Below are 18,883 nucleotides of genomic sequence, written 5' to 3'. Positions count from 1 at the left end.
GCAGGCGAGTTCTTGCCGGGCTGTTTTTGTATGAGCGCGCGCTGTCGGGGCCCGGTGTGGCAACTATGTTCCGGCGGACAATCCTCCCGCTGCCGACCGCCGGGCCTTATCTATACTGCCAGTAGCTGATTGAAACCTGTGCAGTTGGGGGCGGTGTGGACTCTGGTGTTTGCAAAAACGAGATCGACGGGAGCGATGGAGAGGAGCGCGGCGCCGCGCCCGATTCGTCGCGACCGCTTTCTCCCGGCCGGCGCCGGTTTGTGTGTACGCACATGTTGGTGGGCGGAGGACTGATGGCACTGCCCGCGGCGCTGTTGCGCGCGGAGCCCCCCGAAGTGAGGGAGGCGGCCAGCCGGCTCAGCAAGTTCTACGCGGTATCGCAAAAGTTGCTGAGCCCGATGCCGGTGAACACGCACCTGGACCAGCGCGTGGCGGCGCGTTTGCTGGTGGCGCTCAACAGCGAGTATCCGAGCTTCCCGCGGCAGCTGGACCTGCTGCCGGATGATCCCGGTGCGGCCGACCGCCACTCGCCGGTGGCGCAACTTATTGTCGCCGCCTGGTATCTCGGCACCGTGGGCAAAACCCTGGTGACCTTCGAGCGCGCCCTGATGTACCGGCTCACCGCCGATGTGCTTCCCGTCCCCTCCTACTGCACCGGTAAACCCGGTGACTGGGCCAGTGAACCGATACCGAATAAAGGAGGCGCGTAGTTTTGGCGGGCAAGGATGCGGAGTATGTGGTGATCGGTTCCGGTGTGGCCGGTGCACTGGTCGCCAACGAGCTGGCCAGGGCGGGAAAGTCGGTACTGATACTGGAGGCCGGCCCGCGGGTGCCGCGCTGGCAAACCGTGGAGCGCTTTCGCAATCAGTCGGACAAATCCGATTTTATGGCGGCCTATCGCTCGGCGTCCTGGGCGCCCCATCCGGAGTACGGTGCGTTTGCCAACGATTACCTGATCTTCAAGGGCAGCCATCCGTTCAAATCCCAGTACATTCGCGCCGTGGGTGGCACCACCTGGCACTGGGCGGCGTCCTGCTGGCGTTTCCTGCCGAACGATTTCAAGCTGAAAACACTGTACGGTGTGGGGCGCGACTGGCCGCTGGAATATTCGGATCTGGAGCCCTGGTATCTGCGCGCGGAGCAGGAGCTGGGTGTGTGGGGCCCCAGGGATGAGGAGCTGGGTTCACCCCGCAGCGCGCCCTACCCCATGAAACCGCTGCCGCTTTCCTATAACGAGGCGCGGGTTAAGTCGCGCATGAATCAACACAACCCGGCGTGGCGCGTGGTGACCGAGCCGGTGGCGCGCAACAGCCGCCCCTACGACGGTCGCCCCACCTGTTGTGGCAACAACAACTGCATGCCCATCTGCCCCATCGGCGCCATGTACAACGGCATCGTCCATGTGGAAAAGGCGGAGGCGAATGGCGCGGAACTTATCCACAGTGCGGTGGTGAACCGGCTGGTGAGTGAGGGTGACCGCATCATCGCCGCCGAATATAAAGACCCGTCCGGGAACAATTACCGGGTTTCCGGCAAAAACTTCATTTTGGCGGCGAACGGTATTGAAACCCCGAAACTGATGCTGATGTCGTACGGTCGCCACCATCCCACCGGTGTGGGTAACCGCTCGGATATGGTGGGGCGCCACCTGATGGACCACCCCGGCACCGGGGTGCGATTTTACGCCGATGAACGTCTCTGGCCCGGACGCGGACCGCAGGAAATGACCTCGGTGATCGGCTTTCGCGATGGTGACTTTCGCGCGCGCTATGCGGGTAAGAAGCTGCATCTGTCAAACATGTCCGCCATTGACAAGGCCACGCGGCAGGTACTCTTGCAGCGCGCGCCCATCGACGCGCCTGAGCTCACCGAGCGCATCCGCGACCGCGCCGCGCGCTATGTGGAGTTCAACAGTTTTCACGAGATACTGCCGCGGCCGGAAAATCGCATTCGTCCCAGCACCTCAGAAAACGACGCCAGTGGCATTCCGCGACCGGAAATCACCTACAACATCGATGACTATGTCGTGCGCAGTGCGGCGCACACCCGCGAGACCTACACGGAAATTGCAAAACTCATGGGCGGCAGCGAGGTCAGCTTCACCGAGGATTTCGCCCCCAACAACCACATCACCGGCACCACCATCATGGGGACGCGGGCCGAGGACTCGGTGGTGGATCGGGACTGTCGGGTATTCGATCACCCCAATCTGTTCATCGCCGGCAGCTCGGTGATGCCCACCGTCGGCACCGTCAATGTGACTCTCACCATCGCCGCGCTCGCCCTGCGCCTGGCCGACACCCTGATCCGCGAGGGCGGAGGATGAGACGGCACACTGCCTTCGCTGTACTTCTGGCTTTGTTCACGCCATGCGCAGGAATACATGCGCAGGAAATCTGGGATCAGGCGGCGGAAGAGGAGGTCAACCGGGAGCTGAATCGCCCGGAGCTGATCGAAAAAGGCCGTTATCTCGCCATCGTGGGTGACTGCAAGGCCTGCCATACCCTGCCCGAGGGCGCTCCGTACGCCGGCGGGCGCCCCATGGAAATTCCCATGCTGGGCACGCTCTATACCAGCAACATCACACCGGATATCAACACCGGAATCGGCGCCTGGAGCCTGGAAGAGTTTGATCGCGCCCTGCGCCGGGGGATTGGCAGGGACGGGCGCAACCTCTACCCGGCAATGCCGTATGAGTCCTACGCCAGAATCACCGACGAGGACATCCGCGCCCTCTACGCCTACTTCCTGTTTGGGGTCGCGCCGGTACACGAAACGCCGCCTGCCAATAAGATACCCAGGCCGCTCAACGCGCGCTGGCCACTGAAAGTCTGGAATTTTCTGTTTGCGCCGGACGAGCCCTTTGCAGCGGATCCCGAGCAGAGCGAAGAGTGGAATCGCGGCGCCTATCTGGTGCAGGGGCTCGCCCACTGCGGCGAGTGTCATACACCGCGAGGCCTCGCTTTCCAGGAAAAAGCCTACAACGAAACCGAAAAAGGCTTTCTCGCGGGCGGCCCGGTTCTGGATGGATGGCAGGCCTACAACATCACTCCCGACCGTGTCAGTGGTATTGGTTTGTGGAGCCAGGAGGAACTCACCCGATACCTGAAAACAGGCCATGTGAACCGCCTCGCCCAGGCCGGTGGCCCCATGGCGGAAGCCGTGGAAAACAGCTTCGCGAAGATGACCGACCGCGATATCGCCGCCGTGGTCACCTATTTGCGCAGTATTCCTGCCATTGACAGCGGCGCCAGGTATCCGCGCCAGCAATTGGGATCGCCGGCTACCGATGTGGTCATCAAGCGCGGCAATCCGATCGCGGCAGACCGCGACCCGAATCTCCGCTCCGACGGTGCGCGCCTGTATCTCGGGCTCTGTGCCAGCTGCCACGCCGTGGATGGTACCGGCAGCCGGGATGGCTATTACCCCTCACTTGTGCACAACTCCACTGTGGGCGCCCGCAGCGACCACAATCTGCGCCAGGCCATCCTTCAGGGCGTTCGTCGCACCGTCAATGGAAAAGAAAAAATGATGCCGGGCTTCGCCGGCACCTTGAACGAAGACGAACTTAAAAAGCTGCTGGAGTATTTGCGCCGCCAGTTTGCGACCCCGGCAAAAGAGCGCGGTGATTCCGAAAGCTGACCGACAGTCAGCGCGGCGTGTTTATGAGCACCGGAGATCGCGGCCGGAACTCACAGCCCCGGCCGGATAACCGATGTTTTCTCCTGACCTTTTTTGCCGCTCTTGTTTTGCTTTTCCTTTGCGGCGTTTGCGCGCCTGTTGTCCCAGTGGTGATCCAGGTGCAGGTCGGGATCGCGGCGGTCTTCGCGCAGGGCCTGCAGCAGCTGCTCGCGATAGATTTTGGTCTGCGCCACGTGTTGGGATTCGTCGCGCCAGTAGGGAAACAGGGATTCCAGCATGCGCTGGTCGTGCTGTTTGAATTTGCGCGCGGCACGCGCGGCGCGGTGTTTGGACCAGCCCATCACCCGCAGGGCGCCGGCACCGATGTCCAGTGCGCTGTCCACGGTTTCGCGATAGATATGGTGCACCCCGGCTTCCATCAGCGCGTACTGGTGCATGCGGTTGCGTGCCCGCGCCAGAATAGTGAGATGAGGAAAGTGTTTCTGGATCCTGCTGACGATTTCCAGCGACGCCACCTGGTCACTGAGGGTGAGGATGGCAATTTTGGCATTCTCGGCACCGGCGGCGTGCAGCAGATCCTCCCGCGAGGCGTCGCCGTAATAGGCTTTGATACCGTAGCGGCGCACCAGCTCCAGCTGCTCGGCGTTGTGTTCAAGCAGCGTGGTATCGAATCCGCAGGCGTTCAACAGGCGCCCGGATATCTGGCCGTAGCGGCCGTAGCCGATGATGATCACCGGCGAGCCGTCGTCCTGAGGCTCACTGTCCGGGATATCCGGTATGCGCGGGCCGGTGAAATAGCGCGGCTGAATCAGCTGTTCGTAGGCCAGCAACAGCAGCGGCGTGAATGCCATGGAGAGGGCGACGAGCGCAATCAGCAGGCTGCTCACATCGCCGGGCAGCACCTGGTTCTGGCTGGCGAAGGCGAGCAGTACGAAGCCAAATTCCCCCGCCTGCGCCAGGGAAACCGCAAACAACCAGTCCTCACCCCGCGCCATGCCGCGCACCCGCGCCAGCGCGAACAGTGCCGCGAACTTCACCACCACCAGCAGCGCCAGTAATCCCAGTAACAGCAACGGCTTCTGCATGACCAGTGCCAGGTCGAGGTTGGCGCCGACGGCGAGGAAGAACAGCCCCAGAAGCAGGCCCTTGAAGGGCTCGATGTCCGCTTCCAGTTCGTGTCGGAACTCGCTGTCCGCGAGCACCACGCCGGCGATAAAGGTGCCGAGTGCCGGAGACAGATTAAGCCAGGCCATGATCGCGGCGGCGCCCAGGACGATCAGCAGCGAGCAGGCGGTAAACAGTTCGCGGGTGCGGGCACCCACCACCAGCCGCAGCAGTGGCGTAAGCAGAAAGCGTCCCGCCAGCACCAGCGCGGCAATCGCCCCGAGTACCGCCAGTGCGTAGGTCCAGCCCTGCAGGTGATCGGGATCGCTGGCCACTTCCACCGTCGCCAGCAGAGGCAGTATCGCGAGAATGGGGATAACGGCGATGTCCTGAAACAGCAACACACTGAATGCATTGCGCCCGCCCTCGGTCTTCAGCAGGTTTTTCTCCGACAGGGACTGCAGCACGATGGCGGTGGAAGACAGAGCGAGAATCAGACCCACGGCGGTGCCGGTGCGCCAGTTAAGACCAAACAGCGCCATGGCCAGGCCACAGATAACGGCGGCGGTCACCACTACCTGGGCGCCGCCGGTACCAAAGATGGCGCCGCGCAGGGACCACAGCTTGCGCGGCTGCAGCTCCAGACCAATCAGGAACAGCATCAGCGCAACGCCGAACTCCGCGAAGTGCAGTTCGTCGCTGGCGTCGCCGACGAGACCGATGGCGTGCGGGCCGATCAGCACGCCCGCCACCAGATAGCCGAGTACTGAGCCAAAACCGAGGCGCTTGGCCAGCGGCACGGAAATCACCGCGGCGGCGAGAAAGATGACGGCCTGTAAAAGGTAGTTGTCGTGCGGCATGGAGATTGTTCGGCGTTATGGGTTATTGACGGCCGCCACGGCAGGGTCAGCTTGCGGGTATGGCGGGGTCGCCCTCCGGGAATTCCGCCTCGCGGCTTCTGCGAATCAGCGGCGAAATGGTGGAGCCCTGAACCACGATGGAGAAGAGTACCACGCCGTAGGTCATCACCACCCACAGGTGGCGCAGGTCGTGATCGCCGGCAATCGTGTAACCGGCGGGAATCGACATCGCCAGCGCCAGCGCCAGACCACCGCGCAGGCCACCCCAGATCAGGATACGCTCGGTATAGGGGTGATACTTGCGCCGACGCTTGAGGAGCATGAACGGAACTCCCACCGCCAGGGTGCGTGCCAGCAGTACGATGACGATCGCGACAGCAATCAGCACATAGTCGATGGGTTGGAAGTTGATGGTGATCATGAACAGCCCCACCAGCAGGAACAGAATGCCGTTTAGGAATTCCTCGGTGATGGCCCAGAAGTTGTCCAGCTCGTGCTGGCTCACCCGGGAAAAGCCGCGTTCACGGGTGAAGTTACCGATGATGATGCCGGCCACCACCATCGCCAGCGCGCCGGAAACGCCGAGAATATTGGCGGTGGCGAAACCCGCGGTGGGAATGACCAGGGTCAGCAGCAATTCCAGGCTGTGGTCGTTGGTGGAACAGATCAGCCAGTGGAACAACGCGCCAACCGCGAGGCCGAGGGCAATGCCACCGAGCGCCTCCACCATAAACAGGTGGCTGATGGCGGGCAGTGTGGGTTCGGTGCCTTCGAATGCCAGAGCATAGATGACGGCAAACACGACAATGCCGAAGCCGTCGTTGAACAGCGATTCCCCTTCCACCTGAATGGAAATCTGCTCCGGTGCCTTGAGGCTCTTGATGATTGCCAGCACCGCGATGGGGTCGGTGGGAGAGATCAGTGCACCGAACAGCAGGCAGTAAACCAGCTCTACCGGCATCCCGATGAAGCCGAAGAAAAAATGCAGCATGTAACCCACCGCGAAGGTGGAAATCAGGGTGCCGAGTATCGCCAGCAGAGTAATTTCCACCCTCTGATTGCGCAGCATCAGCAGGTCGATGTGCAGGCTGCCCGCAAACAGCAGGAAGCCGAGCATACCTTTCAGCAGCAGGTCTTCGAGATTCATCAGCGGCAGCAACTGATCGGCCCAGTCGCGCAACTCGACGATTTCCAGCTTGCCGAGACCGATAACAATGAGCGACAGCGCCAGCGAACCCGCGGTGATGGCGATGGTGGTCTGGGTGCGCAATACGTATTGATTGAGGAATCCGAGAAAAACGGATACGGCGGCGAGAAAACAGAAAGTGTAATAGACGTCCATGTAAGCGCGGGGGCTCCGGTGCGATGCGGGAATTACCTATAACTGTAGGAGCCTGCAAGAGGCTCCTACAAAAAGGCTTGGCGAAGGTGCAGCTACTCGGTCAGTGTGCCGTTATTGTAGTCGCGCACGGCCTGCTCGATTTCCTCGCGGGTGTTCATCACAAAGGGGCCGTAGTGGGCGACCGGCTCATTGAGCGGTTTTCCGTGCAGTACCAGCATCCCTGTGCCCGCCTCTGGCGCGTTCTCAGGCGCGCGCAATTGTAATGATTCGCCGGCGCCGAACAACACCAGATTGCCGCGATCGACCACGCCACGTCCGCTATCCAGTGCGCCCCTGTAGATGTACACCAGCACCGAGTGTTCCTCCGGCAGCGGCAGGTTTATCTGCGCACCAGGTGCAAGACGGATATCCGCGACGGAAGCGTGCGCGGCCGCATCCAGCAGCGGTGCGCGTTCGGTTTCACCGTTCACTTGCCATTCGCCCGCGAGCAGGCGGGCCAGTGAGCCATGACCGTCGAGTGGGATTTCCCGCACCTGTTCCGGTTGGATATCCCGCCAGTCGGGTTTGCTCAGCTTGTCTTTCGCCGCCATATTGATCCACAGCTGAAAGCCGTGCATGCCCACTGCGCCGCCATCTTTGGGTTGATGCGGCATTTCCGAATGGATGATGCCGCGTCCGGCGCGCATCCACTGCGCCCCGCCCTGCCGGATGGCGCCGCGATTGCCCAGGTGGTCCTGGTGCTCGAACTCACCACTCAGCATATAGGTCAGTGTTTCGATACCGCGATGGGGATGTGGCGGAAAGCCGGCGATGTAATCGTCGGGATTTTCAGAGCGGATCTCGTCCACCATCAGGAAAGGGCTGAAGTCCTGGGACTGAAAGCCCGCCACCCGGTGGATCTTCACTCCGGCGCCATCGGCGGATGGATGTCCCGCCACCACCCGAACGGCGGGGCGTACGCCGGCCATGTCTGTGCGGTTCTGCGCACCATTCTGTGTGAAATTGTGCATGGTTCTATTCCTCCATTTCCGGCAGTATAGGCCGATAAAATCGCCAGAAAATGGTAAATAATCGCAGCTAACATTCGAACTGCTCGATAAATTAAAACCGGAAATCCATTTACAAATCGAAACCGGACGAAGGATAGTCTATGGCCAAGGTAACACTGGAACAGTGGCGCATGTTTCAGGCGGTGGTGGAGCATGGGGGCTTTTCTCAGGCTGCGGATGCGGTGCACAAAAGCCAGTCCTCCATCAATCACGCGGTGCACAAGCTGCAGGAGAGTCTCGGCGTCAATCTGCTGGAGGTGCGCGGGCGCAAGGCGGAGCTTACCGACGCCGGGCGCGTACTGTTGAACCGCGCCGGCGGTCTCCTGGACGAGGCGGAGGCGCTGGAATCGGTGGCCGCGAGCCTCGCCGCCGGCACCGAAGCGCGACTGCGCCTGGCGGTAGATGTCCTGTTCGACTACGAAGCACTGTTGAATGCGGTGGAGCGCTTTGCCGTTGAATTTCCCCACACCCGCCTGGAGATCCGTGAGACGGTGCTGTCCGGCGGTGAGGAACTGCTGCTGCAGCAGGAAGTGGATTTCATTCTCTCGGCGCGGGTGCCCCAGGGGTTTGTGGGGGAACCGGTGTCGCGGGTGAAGTTCGTGCCCGTTGCGCACCCGGACCATCCACTGCACCATCTGGGCCGTCCGGTGAACCGCGAGGATCTGAAGGCGGCGCGACAGATTGTGATGCGGGATTCCGCGTTGAAAAACCGTCAGGATGCCGGCTGGCTCGGCTCGGACCAGCGCATCACCGTGACCAACGTGCACACGTCCATTGAACTGATTGAGCGCGGTCTGGGTTTTGCCTGGCTGCCACAGACCCGTATCCGCGATTCACTGTCATCCGATCGCCTGCTGCCGCTGCGCACTGAGGAGCCCTGGGAGCGGGATGTGGCGGTGTATCTGGTGTATGCGGACAAGGATCGCGCCGGGCCCGCAGCCTGTCTGTTGCTGCAGGCGTTGCGGGACGGTCTGCCGCCGTTCGAGTAACGGTCCGCGCGGACGTTTCAGCGAAAATTACTGAGAGGGGAGATGCCGGTGGCAGCTGACGAGACAAGGATAACGAGCGAGACGATCCGCTGGGGCATCATCGGCTGCGGCGATGTGACCGAGGTCAAAAGCGGGCCGGCGTTCCAGCGGGTGGCCGGTTCCGCACTGCACGCGGTGATGCGACGGGACCGGGAAAAGCTCGCGGATTACGCCCGCCGCCACGGTGTGCCGAACGCCTACACCAGCGCCGAACAGCTGATTCACGACCCGAATGTCGACGCCGTCTATATCGCCACCCCTCCCGGCAGCCATCGCGAGTACGCGTTGCAGGTCGCCCGCGCCAACAAGCACTGCTGTATCGAGAAACCCATGGCGCTCAACCACCGCGAGTGTCAGGACATTCTGGCGGCCTTCGAGGCGAGCGCCGGCGAGCTGTTCGTCGCCTACTATCGCCGCTCCCTGCCGCGCTTTCTGAAAATCAGGGCGTGGCTGGAGGCCGGCCGCATCGGTGCGCTCCGGCATATCAGCTGGCGCTTCACCCGCCCGCCCTCGCCCCGCGACCTGTCAGAGGAATACGACTGGCACACCGATCCCGCCGTCTCTGGCGGAGGCCACTTTGTGGATCTCGCCTGTCACGGTCTGGATCTGTTCATCTATCTGTTGGGCGACATCACCCGCGCCAGCGGTGTGGCCGTCAATCAGCAGGGGCTGTACCCGGCGGAGGATGCGGTGGCAGCCTGCTGGCTGTTTGAAAACGGTGTGACGGGCTCCGGTTTCTGGAATTTCGGCGCCAGTGAGAGGAGCGATGAGGTTGTGATCGACGGCAGTGACGGGCGTATCCGGTTTTCGATTTTCGGCGACAGCCCGTTTGTGCTGGAGAGCGCCGCGGGTGCCGAGGTTTCGGAAATAGACCATCCGGAGAACATCCAGTATTTCCACATCGAAAGCATGGTCCGGCATCTGCGCGGAGAGGGAGAACACCCGTCTCCGGGGCGTGAGGCGCACAAGGCCTCCTGGGTGATGGATCAGATTCTCTCCTCTTCCGCGCTGGCATAGGCCACCGGCGCATCGATGGCGGGGACGCCGTCGAAACGGATCGAAAAATCCGACCAATCCCAGCGAAAATATGCGGTTTTATTCGCGAAAACCCGAACTACACTGATCAGCGTTGTCACTCGAACCACTTTGCCACCCAATACCGTTCCGGATTGGAAACACGAGGGCTGAGACATGCATTCAGACATGCACAACGGTGTTCTTTGCGATTTCACCAAGCTGTTGGGGCGTATTCTCATGTCGGTGATGTTTATCGTCGCCGGCTACAGCAAGATCGGCGCCTACGCCGGCACCCAGGAATACATGGCGTCCGCCGGCCTGCCCGGCTTGCTGCTGCCGCTGGTTATCCTGCTGGAACTCGGCGGTGGTCTCGCCATCCTGTTTGGCTTCTGCACCCGCTGGGTGGCTCTCGCATTGGCCGCCTTCTGTCTGCTCAGTGCCTGGCTGTTCCACAACGTACCGGGCGATCAGGTGCAGCAGATTATGTTTATGAAGAACCTCACCATTGCCGGCGGTTTCCTGATCCTGGCCTGCGCCGGTGCCGGCAAGTTCAGTTTCGATCACGCCATGGCGCGGTCGAAACACCGACACTGACGGTGGCGCGCCATGGGATTACTGGTCAATGGCCAATGGAAAGACCGTTGGTACGATACCGACAAAAGTGGCGGTGAATTCGAGCGCGAGGCGGCACAGCTGCGCAACTGGATCACCGCCGATGGCGCCGCCGGCCCCAGTGGCGAGGGTGGCTTTCCCGCGGAGAAAGACCGCTACCATCTGTATGTTTCTCTCGCTTGCCCCTGGGCGCACCGCACGCTGATTTTCCGCAAGCTGAAAAAACTCGAAGCGTATATCGGCGTGTCGGTGGTGAGCCCGTACATGCTGGAGCACGGCTGGACCTTCGATACGGACGAGGGCAGCAGCGGCGACGATCTCTACGGTGGGGAATTTCTGCACCAGATCTATACCCGTTACCGCTCCGACTACAGCGGCCGTGTCACGGTTCCGGTACTGTGGGACAAGCAGCGCGAGTGCATCGTCAACAACGAGTCGGCGGAGATCATCCGCATGTTCAACTCGGCGTTCGACGGACTCACCGGCGACGAGCAGGACTTTTATCCACAGGATCTGCGCGGTGATATCGACGCGACCAATGATCTCGTCTATCAAAACGTCAACAACGGCGTGTACCGCGCGGGCTTCGCTACCAGCCGGCAGGCGTACGAGGCTGCCTACCACCGCCTGTTCGAGACGCTGGAGAAACTCGAGCACAGGCTGGGCGACAATCGGTACCTCACCGGTGCGCGCATCACCGAGGCGGACTGGCGGCTGTTTACTACACTGATCCGGTTCGACGCCGTGTACCACGGCCACTTCAAGTGCAACAAGCAGCGGCTGGCGGACTACCCGAATCTGTGGGGCTACGTGCGCGAGCTGTACCAGTGGCCGGGGGTGGCGGAGACCGTGGATTTCCACCACATAAAGACCCACTACTACGCCAGCCACAAAAACATCAATCCCACCGGTATCGTGCCGGTGGGGCCGGAACTGGATTACGCCGCGCCTCACGGTCGCGGTTGACCCCCTTCCCCCAATACACCTTCAGGAGAAACCATGAAGCTGTTTTACGCACCCGGCGCCTGCTCCCTCTCTCCGCACATTGTCGCCTGCGAGGCGGGCATCGATCTCGAGTTGTGCCAGGTAAATCTCAAGACAAAGGAAACCGAGAGCGGTGGCGATTACACCGAGGTCAACCCCAAGGGGTATGTGCCGGCACTGCAACTGGAGGGCGGCGAGGTGCTGACCGAGGGGCCGGCCATCGTGCAGTTTCTGGCGGAACAGAAGCCGGACGCGAAGCTGGCGCCGGAGTACGGGTCGCTGGATCACTACCGGGTACTGGAGTGGCTGAACTACCTCTCTACCGAGGTGCACAAATCCTTCGTCCCGTTGTTCTGGAACGGCTCCGAAGAGGAAAAGGATCGCGCGCGAAAGGCCGTGAGCAAGCGCTTCCAGTATGTGGAAGAGCATATGGCCGGCGACTATCTGATGGGCGACGACTTCTGCATTGCCGATGCCTATCTGTTCACCGTGTACAACTGGTGCGGCATGGTGGGGGTAGACACCGGAACCTGGCCGAAGCTCAAGGCCTTCGCCGAGCGCATGGCCGCGCGCCCGGGCGTAAAAAAAGCCATGCAGGAAGAGGGGCTTGTCTGAGTCCAGCGCCCGGTAATCGAGACACCCCGCGCGGATTGTGCGCCCTCAGCGCCGGCCGTCTACGTCGATCGGCCGCCGCGCCCTGGCGACAAACAGCACGAAGCACAGGGCCGCGGCAGAGCACGCGGCCATCCCCGCCGCGATCGGCACCAGGGTGCCGGTGTGGAAGCCATTCACCAGTCCACCCAGCACGCCGCCGGCAATAAACAGTGTGGCGCCGTAGAGCGCGTTGGCCGTACCGCTGATTTTCGGGAAAAACTCCAGGTAACAGGCCGCGCTGTTGGGGGTGATCAGGCCGTTGAACCCCATCGCCATGACCAGTGGAATCATCCAGCCCAGCAGTGGCAATTCGCGCCCGAAATAGAGCGTACTTCCCAGCAGCAGCGCGCAGGACATCAGTTGCAGGGACATGCCCACCAGCAGAATCTGGCGCGGTTCAAATACCTTCAGCAGGCGGATATTCACCTGCACCATCAGCACCAGCCCAAGTACGCAACTGCCAAACATCAGCGGAAAGTGCGCCGACGATACCCCGAAACGCTCCATGAACACGAACGGCGCGGTGGTGATATAGATGAACATGCAGCCGCTGATCAGTGCCTGCGCAAACAGAAAGCCCAGCGCGCGCCGGCAGCGAAAAATCTCACCGTAGCCATTGAACATACTGCGCCGCGACTGGCGCTGGCGGCGTGCGCGCCGGAACTTCGATACCGTCTCCGGCAAGATCGAGCGCACGACCCCCATCATCAGCAGCGCGTACACCAGCAGAAAAATGAAAATTGCGTGCCAGTCGCTAAAGGTCAGCAGGGTAGAACCGATCACCGGTGCCACCATCGGCGCCAGCAGCATCATGGTGGCGATCATCGACATGATGCGCGCGGCGTCGCGACCGTGGTACAGGTCGCGCACAATGGCGCCACAGATCACCGTGGCAAAGCCGCCGCCGACGGCCTGACAGAAGCGCAACACGACCAGCAGCTCGGCGTTGTTGATGAACAGGATCAGCGCGGTACTGGCGATAAAGATGCCAAGCCCGATGGTGCCGATCAGAATTCTGCCGAGACGGTCGGAAAGAGGCCCGCCGAAGATCTGCCCCACCGCAAACCCGAGCAGGTAGCTGGATACCGAGCGCTGTACTTCCGCCACGGTCACGCCGAGGGCATGCGCCATGGAGGGAATGGCCGGCAGATAGGTGTCGATGGAAAACGGGGTGAGCGCCACCAGCGCGGCGAGGTACACCGCCAGCCAGCGGGGAGGATGGCTCTGGGCGCTTGTCGAGGGTGAAGGCATGGCAACTCGGGTACTGCGGGGTGAATGGGGCGCGCGGGGTCTGCCTAAGCATAGCCGCAGGCCAGCGCGGCATCTTAGCTGGCCGCGAGGGTGTATTCCATGACCGCGGGATCGTCTCGGCGAAAACTACTGGGTGGGATCGAGAAGCAACTCATCACCCAGATAGAGCGCGGGCCAGCGCGGTGCGCGCGTTTCGGTCTCTCCCGCGGCCAGGCGCCGCTTGAGCGCGTCGAAATCCTCATCGGTGCTGCGGTTGTTGACTCCGATCTGACGCCAGTGGCCATCCGACCTGGCGAACGCCACGACCTGCAGGAAGTGCTGTTGTTCGCTCCGTGAGCGGTAGGAGAAGAGCAAAAACTCGCTGTTGCCGTCGCGATCCAGGTCCTTTGCCAGCCACACACATTGCCGCTCGGGCAGCTGGCAGCTCTCGCTGAATCTCTGGTTGCTGAAGTCCGCGGGCAGGCTGCTGCCGGCGGGAATGACTTCGATCTCCCGTAACTTCTGTATTTCCGCCTGTGTCTGCAGGGGGTTTTTACGCAGCTCCCAGATGGCGTCGGGCTGTGCCAGAAGTGCATCAATGTGGCTGGTGACGTCGGCATTTTGCTGAATGGCGGGAAACGCTTTTGCCGCCCGCAGCGCCTCCAGTCCCGGCCGCCCCAATTTTTCCCGCAGGAAGAAAAAATCAAAATCCGCCAGCTCCGCGCGCCCGTCCTGCAGGCGCGCCAGCTGGCTGCCGGCGCTGATACGCCAGAAGTTCACCAGCGGCGACTGGGTAATCAGACATACCGCCAGCACCCACAGCGCCAGGCCGGTATTGATCCGCCGCAACCACTCCGACCAGTGCGCACCGCGGCGCAGGATCGACAGGCTGTAGCTGGTGGCCAGCAGCGCCAGGGTCAGCGCCACCACGAAGCCCCACAGGCGCTCCGGGGTCCAGCCGTACTGCGCTACCCGCAACCACAGGCCGTAGAGTGCGAAGGCGGTGTAAAAAGGAGCGACGATCAGCGCCAGCAGCAGCACCCGGTTGATCCAGCGCGGGTAGCGCGCAAACGGGAAGTCGTCCTGGACCACGCCGTTGGTGAAAAACAGCAGCAGCGCTACCAGCCACAGCAGTAAAGCGCTACCGCGGCCGGTATCCCAGATGGGCTGCAGGCCGGTAAATGGCAGGGTGGCGAGGAACACGATGGTGAGCACCGCCAGCAGGGGCAGCAGCGCCACCAGCATGGTACGCAGCAGTCGCTTCAGGGTCAGCACAAAGCTCTGCTGGGAGCGGAACAGGATGGCACCGCTACCGGCCGCAAGCCAGGTCACCGGGTAGCAGAACCAGTCTTTGCGGAACAGCTCGTGGAAAAAGTCCACGCCCACCAGTTTGAACAGCGCCTGCCACAGAAACAGAATCAGCCAGAAGGTACCGGTAAACACCAGTGTCAGGCCGATGGTGAGGGCATTGTCCCAGGAGAAGTGAAACAGCGCGGGATACTGCGGCTGTTGCAGGCGCGCTGCCCCGGTGGAACAGGCGCGCAGCAGAAACGCGACGACGAAGGTGGCGATGGCAATCGCCGGCACAAACTCATGGGGATTGCCGCAGTACACCTGGTCCGCGGGGGTGCACTGGTACCCGCGGTAACCGGCGAGGAGCGCCAGCACGACAGCGTAGCCAGCGATCAGCCACCAGTAACCCCGCGCCAGGCGCGGCGCGACGGTGACGATCACCAGCGGTGGAATGGCGATGGCAATGGTGTAACACAGGTACTGCCAGACCGGAGACCAGCCGTCGACGGCAGTGAAGAACTTGAGGGTGTAGAGGGCGAGCCCCTGAATCAGGGCCGCGGCGAGAATCAGGCGTTTTTCGGGGGTGCCGAGACTGTCTGAGTCAGAGATATTTTCCGCCTGTTGGTCGCTGCTTCCCTGCATATCGCGTCCTGATCAGTGCTTCTCTTCGCGAAGGTTGTACAGCCCCTTCTTCAGTTTCAGCAGGTGTTCCTGCAGTTGCGGGCCCTTGCGCTGGGCCACGCCGATGGCGAGCACGTCGATCACCACCAGATGCGCAATGCGGGACGACAACGGCGTGTACAGCTCGATGTCTTCTTCCACATCCACCTCAAGGGGAATGGTGGACTTGCGTGTTACCGGGGAACCGCTGGGGCCGAGGCCGATCACCGTGGCGCCCTGGGTTTTGGCCATTTCCATCGAGCGCAACAGCGAGGAGGTGCGCCCGCTCTGGGAGATGGCCACCACCACGTCGCCCGGCTCCATGCTCATCGCGGACATGCTCTGCATGTGGTGGTCGGAGTGGGCGGCGGCGGCCAGCTGTAGGCGGAAGAACTTGTGTTTGGCATCGGCGGCCACAGCACCCGAGGCGCCGAAGCCGAAGAACTCCACGCGCTTGGCGGCGGCGATGGCGGTGACCGCGGCTTCCAGCGCCCGGTTGTCGATCTTGTCGCGCACGTTGAGCAGGGTGTCGACGGTGGAGTCGAACACCTTGCGCTTGTATTCGGCGATGGTATCGGTTTCGGTAACGGCGATCTGGCCGAAGCTGGGGCTTGATGCCAGTTGCTGGGCGAGGTTGAGCTTGAACTCCTGGAATCCGGAACAGCCCACGGCGCGGCAGAAACGCACCACGGTGGGTTCGCTCACCTGGGCTTCTGTGGCGAGGTCGACAATGCGCATATGGATGATTTCGCCGGGGTTGGCGAGGATATACTCCGCGACCTTGCGCTCAGATTTGCGCATGGAACTCAGCTGTTCGCTGATTTTTTGCGTGACTTCCGCTGGCTTCACGACAACACCTTCTCTGGTTCAGGTTGTGCAGTTTAGCGGCATGGCGGGGTGCTGGCGAGCGTTGGCAGTACTTTGCATGGCGGTCGATACACCCTGTAGGAGCCTGCTTGCAGGCGAACCGTCAAGGTCTCCGTGAGTGTTCGCCTGCAAGCAGGCTCTTACAGGCAACCACAGGCTGTTCAAAACCTGTTTATATACCCAGTTATCCCGCAACCCCTGATACAATCGCCGCCCATGGACGTATCAGAACTTTTAGACCCCCTAAACGATGCCCAGCGCGAGGCCGTAGCCGCGCCGCCGGGTAACCAACTGGTTCTCGCCGGTGCCGGCTCGGGCAAGACCCGCGTGCTGGTGCACCGTATCGCGTGGCTGATGATGGTCGAGGGGGCATCGCCCTACTCCATCATGGCGGTGACCTTCACCAACAAGGCCGCGCGCGAGATGCGCGGGCGCATCGAGGAGCTGTTGGGGGTGAACACCTTCGGTATGTGGGTGGGCACCTTCCACGGTCTCGCCCACCGCCTGTTGCGCGCCCATTGGCAGGAGGCCAGGCTGCCGCAGAATTTCCAGATTCTCGACTCGGACGACCAGTTGCGCCTGATCAAGCGGGTGCAGAACGAACTGGGACTGGATGAGAAGAAGTGGGCTCCGCGGGAGACCCAGTGGTGGATCGGCGCGCAGAAAGATGAAGGCATCCGCCCCCAGTACATCCAGCTCTCGGGCGACCCCTGGCTCGCCACCATGGTGCGTATCTACGCGGCGTACGAGGAGGCCTGCCAGCGCGCCGGTCTCGTCGACTTCGGCGAGCTGCTGCTGCGCGCCCACGAGCTGTTGCGCGACAACGACGGCATCCTGGCCCACTACCGCCGCCGCTTCCCTTATATCCTGGTGGACGAGTTCCAGGACACCAACACCATCCAATACGCCTGGTTGCGCCTGTTGGCCGGGGACGAGTGCCATATCACCGCGGTTGGCGACGACGATCAGTCCATCTACGGCTGGCGCGGTGCCAAAATCGAGAACATCCAGCACTTTGAAGTCGATCGCAAAGACGTGCAGACGGTGCGCCTGGAGCAGAACTACCGCTCCACCAGCACCATCCTCAACGCCGCCAACGCGGTCATCGCCCACAACAGCGGGCGCCTGGGGAAAGAGCTGTGGACCGAGGGCGAGAAGGGCGAGCCCATCGCGCTCTACTCCGCCTACAACGAACAGGACGAAGCGCGTTTTATCGTCGAGCGCATCCGCGACTGGGTGCGCGACGGCAACCGCCGCGACAGCGTCGCCATCCTGTATCGCTCCAATGCCCAGTCCCGGGTGCTGGAAGAAGGATTGCTGCGGGAACAGGTGCCCTACCGCATCTACGGTGGCCAGCGTTTCTACGAGCGCCTCGAGATCAAGAACGCGCTCGCTTACATGCGCCTGATCACCAACCGCCACGACGACACTTCCTTTGAACGCGTGGTGAATACCCCGACCCGCGGCATCGGTGCGCGCACCGTGGATATGGTGCGCGAGTTCGCGCGCGAGCACGGCAGTTCCATGTGGGCGGCGGCGGAAAAAATGCTGCAGCAGAAAGTGCTGGCGGCCCGCGCGGGCGGTGCGCTGGCCAGTTTCCTCAGCCTGATCGACGCGCTGGACGAAGAGAGCACCGACAAGACCCTCGACCATATCGCCGAGCTGGCCATTGAGCAGACTGGCCTCGTGGATTTCCACAGCAAGGAAAAGGGTGAGAAGGGCCAGACTCGGGTGGAGAACTTGCAGGAACTGGTGAGCGCCTGCCGCGCCTTCGACGGCGCGCCCCAGGCCACCGATGCCGACGGCGAAGTGGTGGAGGAAGAGGAAGTGCCGCTGCTGAACCAGTTCCTCGACAGCGCCGCACTGGATGCCGGCGAGGGCCAGGCGGATGAGTTTGAGGACGCGGTGCAGCTGATGACCCTTCATTCGGCCAAAGGATTAGAGTTCCCGCTGGTGTTCATGGCCGGTGTGGAGGAAAACCTGTTTCCGCACAAGATGTCCGCGCAGGAACCCGGGCGTATGGAGGAGGAGCGCCGTCTGTGTTACGTCGGCATCACCCGCGCCATGCAGAAGCTGTATATCACCTACGCCGAGAGCCGCCGGTTATTTGGTACCGAGACCTACAACAAGCCGTCGCGGTTTGTGAATGAAATTCCGGTGGAATTTATCCACGAGGTGCGCCTCAAGACCGAAATTTCCAAGCCGTTATTTCAGCCACATTATGGAAAGTTCGGCGGCGGTATCAATCCCTACTCCGACGCCGCCCCCGATTTCGACGACGACCTGCCACCGCTGGCTCTGGGTGGTCGTGTCGACCACGCCAAATTCGGCGAGGGCACCGTGGTTCAGTTTGAAGGCAGCGGTCCGCGCGCGCGGGTGCAGGTCAACTTCGACGATGCCGGCGCTAAATGGCTGGTGGTTTCCATGGCCAAACTGCAACCTCTCTGATTCACTTTCGTGCTCTGCAAAATACACGGAATGTAGGAGCCTGCCTGCAGGCGAGCCGCCCCGGCCCCGGGGCGGAAAAAATAAAAACGAACA

15 protein-coding genes are annotated in these 18,883 nt (G+C 62.0%); 9 read left to right on the top strand and 6 right to left on the bottom strand.

Annotated features, from left to right (window positions below; genetic code table 11):
• The first annotated feature begins 155 nt into the window (after nt 1–155).
• The 3 genes from C3938_RS07570 to C3938_RS07560 are packed head-to-tail and all read left to right on the top strand — an operon-like array spanning nt 156 to nt 3,642.
• Nucleotides 156–710: a sugar dehydrogenase complex small subunit gene (locus C3938_RS07570; protein ID WP_158681597.1), complete on the top strand. Its 555-nt coding sequence runs from the start codon at nt 156–158 to the stop codon at nt 708–710.
• Between the two features lie 2 nt (nt 711–712).
• Nucleotides 713–2,326 carry a GMC family oxidoreductase gene (locus C3938_RS07565; protein WP_105102556.1) on the top strand — a complete coding sequence of 538 codons (1,614 nt, stop codon included), beginning with the start codon at nt 713–715 and terminating at the stop codon, nt 2,324–2,326.
• Nucleotides 2,323–3,642 (top strand): c-type cytochrome, encoded by a 1,320-nt coding sequence (locus C3938_RS07560; protein WP_105102555.1) that lies wholly within the window; start codon nt 2,323–2,325, stop codon nt 3,640–3,642. The genes C3938_RS07565 and C3938_RS07560 overlap by 4 nt, the downstream gene beginning before the upstream one ends.
• A 50-nt stretch (nt 3,643–3,692) precedes the next feature.
• Here C3938_RS07560 and C3938_RS07555 read toward each other — a convergent pair whose 3' ends face one another.
• The 3 genes from C3938_RS07555 to C3938_RS07545 form a co-directional block, all read right to left on the bottom strand.
• Entirely contained in the window at nt 3,693–5,606 is a 1,914-nt protein-coding gene (locus C3938_RS07555; RefSeq protein ID WP_105102554.1) for a monovalent cation:proton antiporter-2 (CPA2) family protein, read from the bottom strand.
• Nucleotides 5,607–5,652: 46 nt separating this feature from the next.
• Nucleotides 5,653–6,948, bottom strand: coding sequence for a cation:proton antiporter (locus C3938_RS07550; RefSeq protein ID WP_105102553.1), 1,296 nt, complete (start codon nt 6,946–6,948; stop codon nt 5,653–5,655).
• Nucleotides 6,949–7,040: 92 nt separating this feature from the next.
• A complete protein-coding gene (locus tag C3938_RS07545; protein ID WP_199775508.1) occupies nt 7,041–7,958 on the bottom strand; it encodes a pirin family protein in 918 nt (305 codons plus the stop codon).
• A 140-nt stretch (nt 7,959–8,098) separates the two neighbouring features.
• Between C3938_RS07545 and C3938_RS07540 the strand changes: the two genes are divergently transcribed.
• From C3938_RS07540 to gstA, 5 genes are all read left to right on the top strand, one after another.
• Nucleotides 8,099–8,986 carry a LysR family transcriptional regulator gene (locus C3938_RS07540; protein WP_105102552.1) on the top strand — a complete coding sequence of 296 codons (888 nt, stop codon included), beginning with the start codon at nt 8,099–8,101 and terminating at the stop codon, nt 8,984–8,986.
• Between the two features lie 48 nt (nt 8,987–9,034).
• Complete coding sequence (locus tag C3938_RS07535) at nt 9,035–10,042, top strand: Gfo/Idh/MocA family protein (RefSeq protein WP_233998711.1); 1,008 nt, start codon at nt 9,035–9,037, stop codon at nt 10,040–10,042.
• Nucleotides 10,043–10,216: 174 nt separating this feature from the next.
• Entirely contained in the window at nt 10,217–10,636 is a 420-nt protein-coding gene (locus tag C3938_RS07530) for a DoxX family protein (RefSeq protein ID WP_325027378.1), read from the top strand.
• A 12-nt stretch (nt 10,637–10,648) separates the two neighbouring features.
• Nucleotides 10,649–11,620 (top strand): glutathione S-transferase family protein, encoded by a 972-nt coding sequence (locus tag C3938_RS07525; protein ID WP_105102550.1) that lies wholly within the window; start codon nt 10,649–10,651, stop codon nt 11,618–11,620.
• A 33-nt stretch (nt 11,621–11,653) separates the two neighbouring features.
• Complete coding sequence (gene gstA, locus C3938_RS07520) at nt 11,654–12,253, top strand: glutathione transferase GstA (protein WP_105102549.1); 600 nt, start codon at nt 11,654–11,656, stop codon at nt 12,251–12,253.
• Between the two features lie 45 nt (nt 12,254–12,298).
• Here the strand turns inward: gstA and C3938_RS07515 are convergent, their stop codons facing one another.
• The 3 genes from C3938_RS07515 to hexR all read right to left on the bottom strand — a co-directional run bounded on the left by C3938_RS07515 (nt 12,299) and on the right by hexR (nt 16,324).
• A complete protein-coding gene (locus C3938_RS07515; RefSeq protein ID WP_105102548.1) occupies nt 12,299–13,543 on the bottom strand; it encodes a multidrug effflux MFS transporter in 1,245 nt (414 codons plus the stop codon).
• A 126-nt stretch (nt 13,544–13,669) separates the two neighbouring features.
• Nucleotides 13,670–15,457 (bottom strand): DUF4153 domain-containing protein, encoded by a 1,788-nt coding sequence (locus C3938_RS07510; RefSeq protein ID WP_105102547.1) that lies wholly within the window; start codon nt 15,455–15,457, stop codon nt 13,670–13,672.
• 12 nt (nt 15,458–15,469) lie between these two features.
• A complete protein-coding gene (hexR, locus tag C3938_RS07505) occupies nt 15,470–16,324 on the bottom strand; it encodes a transcriptional regulator HexR (protein WP_105102546.1) in 855 nt (284 codons plus the stop codon).
• Between the two features lie 234 nt (nt 16,325–16,558).
• On the opposite strand from hexR, the gene uvrD reads away from it, so the two are divergent.
• Nucleotides 16,559–18,790, top strand: a complete 2,232-nt coding sequence (gene uvrD / locus C3938_RS07500; protein ID WP_105102545.1) for a DNA helicase II — start codon at nt 16,559–16,561, stop codon at nt 18,788–18,790.
• Nucleotides 18,791–18,883 lie beyond the last annotated feature (93 nt).

The organism is Microbulbifer pacificus, assembly GCF_002959965.1.
GTDB lineage: Bacteria > Pseudomonadota > Gammaproteobacteria > Pseudomonadales > Cellvibrionaceae > Microbulbifer > Microbulbifer pacificus_A.
This window is presented reverse-complemented; position numbering and strand designations above follow the sequence as displayed.

Excerpts from the sequence above, each read along its gene's own strand:
- C3938_RS07555 (WP_105102554.1), bottom strand. The coding sequence starts at position 5,606 with ATGCCGCACGACAACTACCTTTTACAGGCCGTCATCTTTCTCGCCGCC.
- C3938_RS07510 (WP_105102547.1), bottom strand. The coding sequence starts at position 15,457 with ATGCAGGGAAGCAGCGACCAACAGGCGGAAAATATCTCTGACTCAGAC.
- C3938_RS07515 (WP_105102548.1), bottom strand. The coding sequence starts at position 13,543 with ATGCCTTCACCCTCGACAAGCGCCCAGAGCCATCCTCCCCGCTGGCTG.
- C3938_RS07530 (WP_325027378.1), top strand. The coding sequence starts at position 10,217 with ATGCATTCAGACATGCACAACGGTGTTCTTTGCGATTTCACCAAGCTG.
- C3938_RS07545 (WP_199775508.1), bottom strand. The coding sequence starts at position 7,958 with ATGCACAATTTCACACAGAATGGTGCGCAGAACCGCACAGACATGGCC.
- C3938_RS07560 (WP_105102555.1), top strand. The coding sequence starts at position 2,323 with ATGAGACGGCACACTGCCTTCGCTGTACTTCTGGCTTTGTTCACGCCA.
- uvrD (WP_105102545.1), top strand. The coding sequence starts at position 16,559 with ATGGACGTATCAGAACTTTTAGACCCCCTAAACGATGCCCAGCGCGAG.
- C3938_RS07550 (WP_105102553.1), bottom strand. The coding sequence starts at position 6,948 with ATGGACGTCTATTACACTTTCTGTTTTCTCGCCGCCGTATCCGTTTTT.
- C3938_RS07540 (WP_105102552.1), top strand. The coding sequence starts at position 8,099 with ATGGCCAAGGTAACACTGGAACAGTGGCGCATGTTTCAGGCGGTGGTG.
- C3938_RS07525 (WP_105102550.1), top strand. The coding sequence starts at position 10,649 with ATGGGATTACTGGTCAATGGCCAATGGAAAGACCGTTGGTACGATACC.
- gstA (WP_105102549.1), top strand. The coding sequence starts at position 11,654 with ATGAAGCTGTTTTACGCACCCGGCGCCTGCTCCCTCTCTCCGCACATT.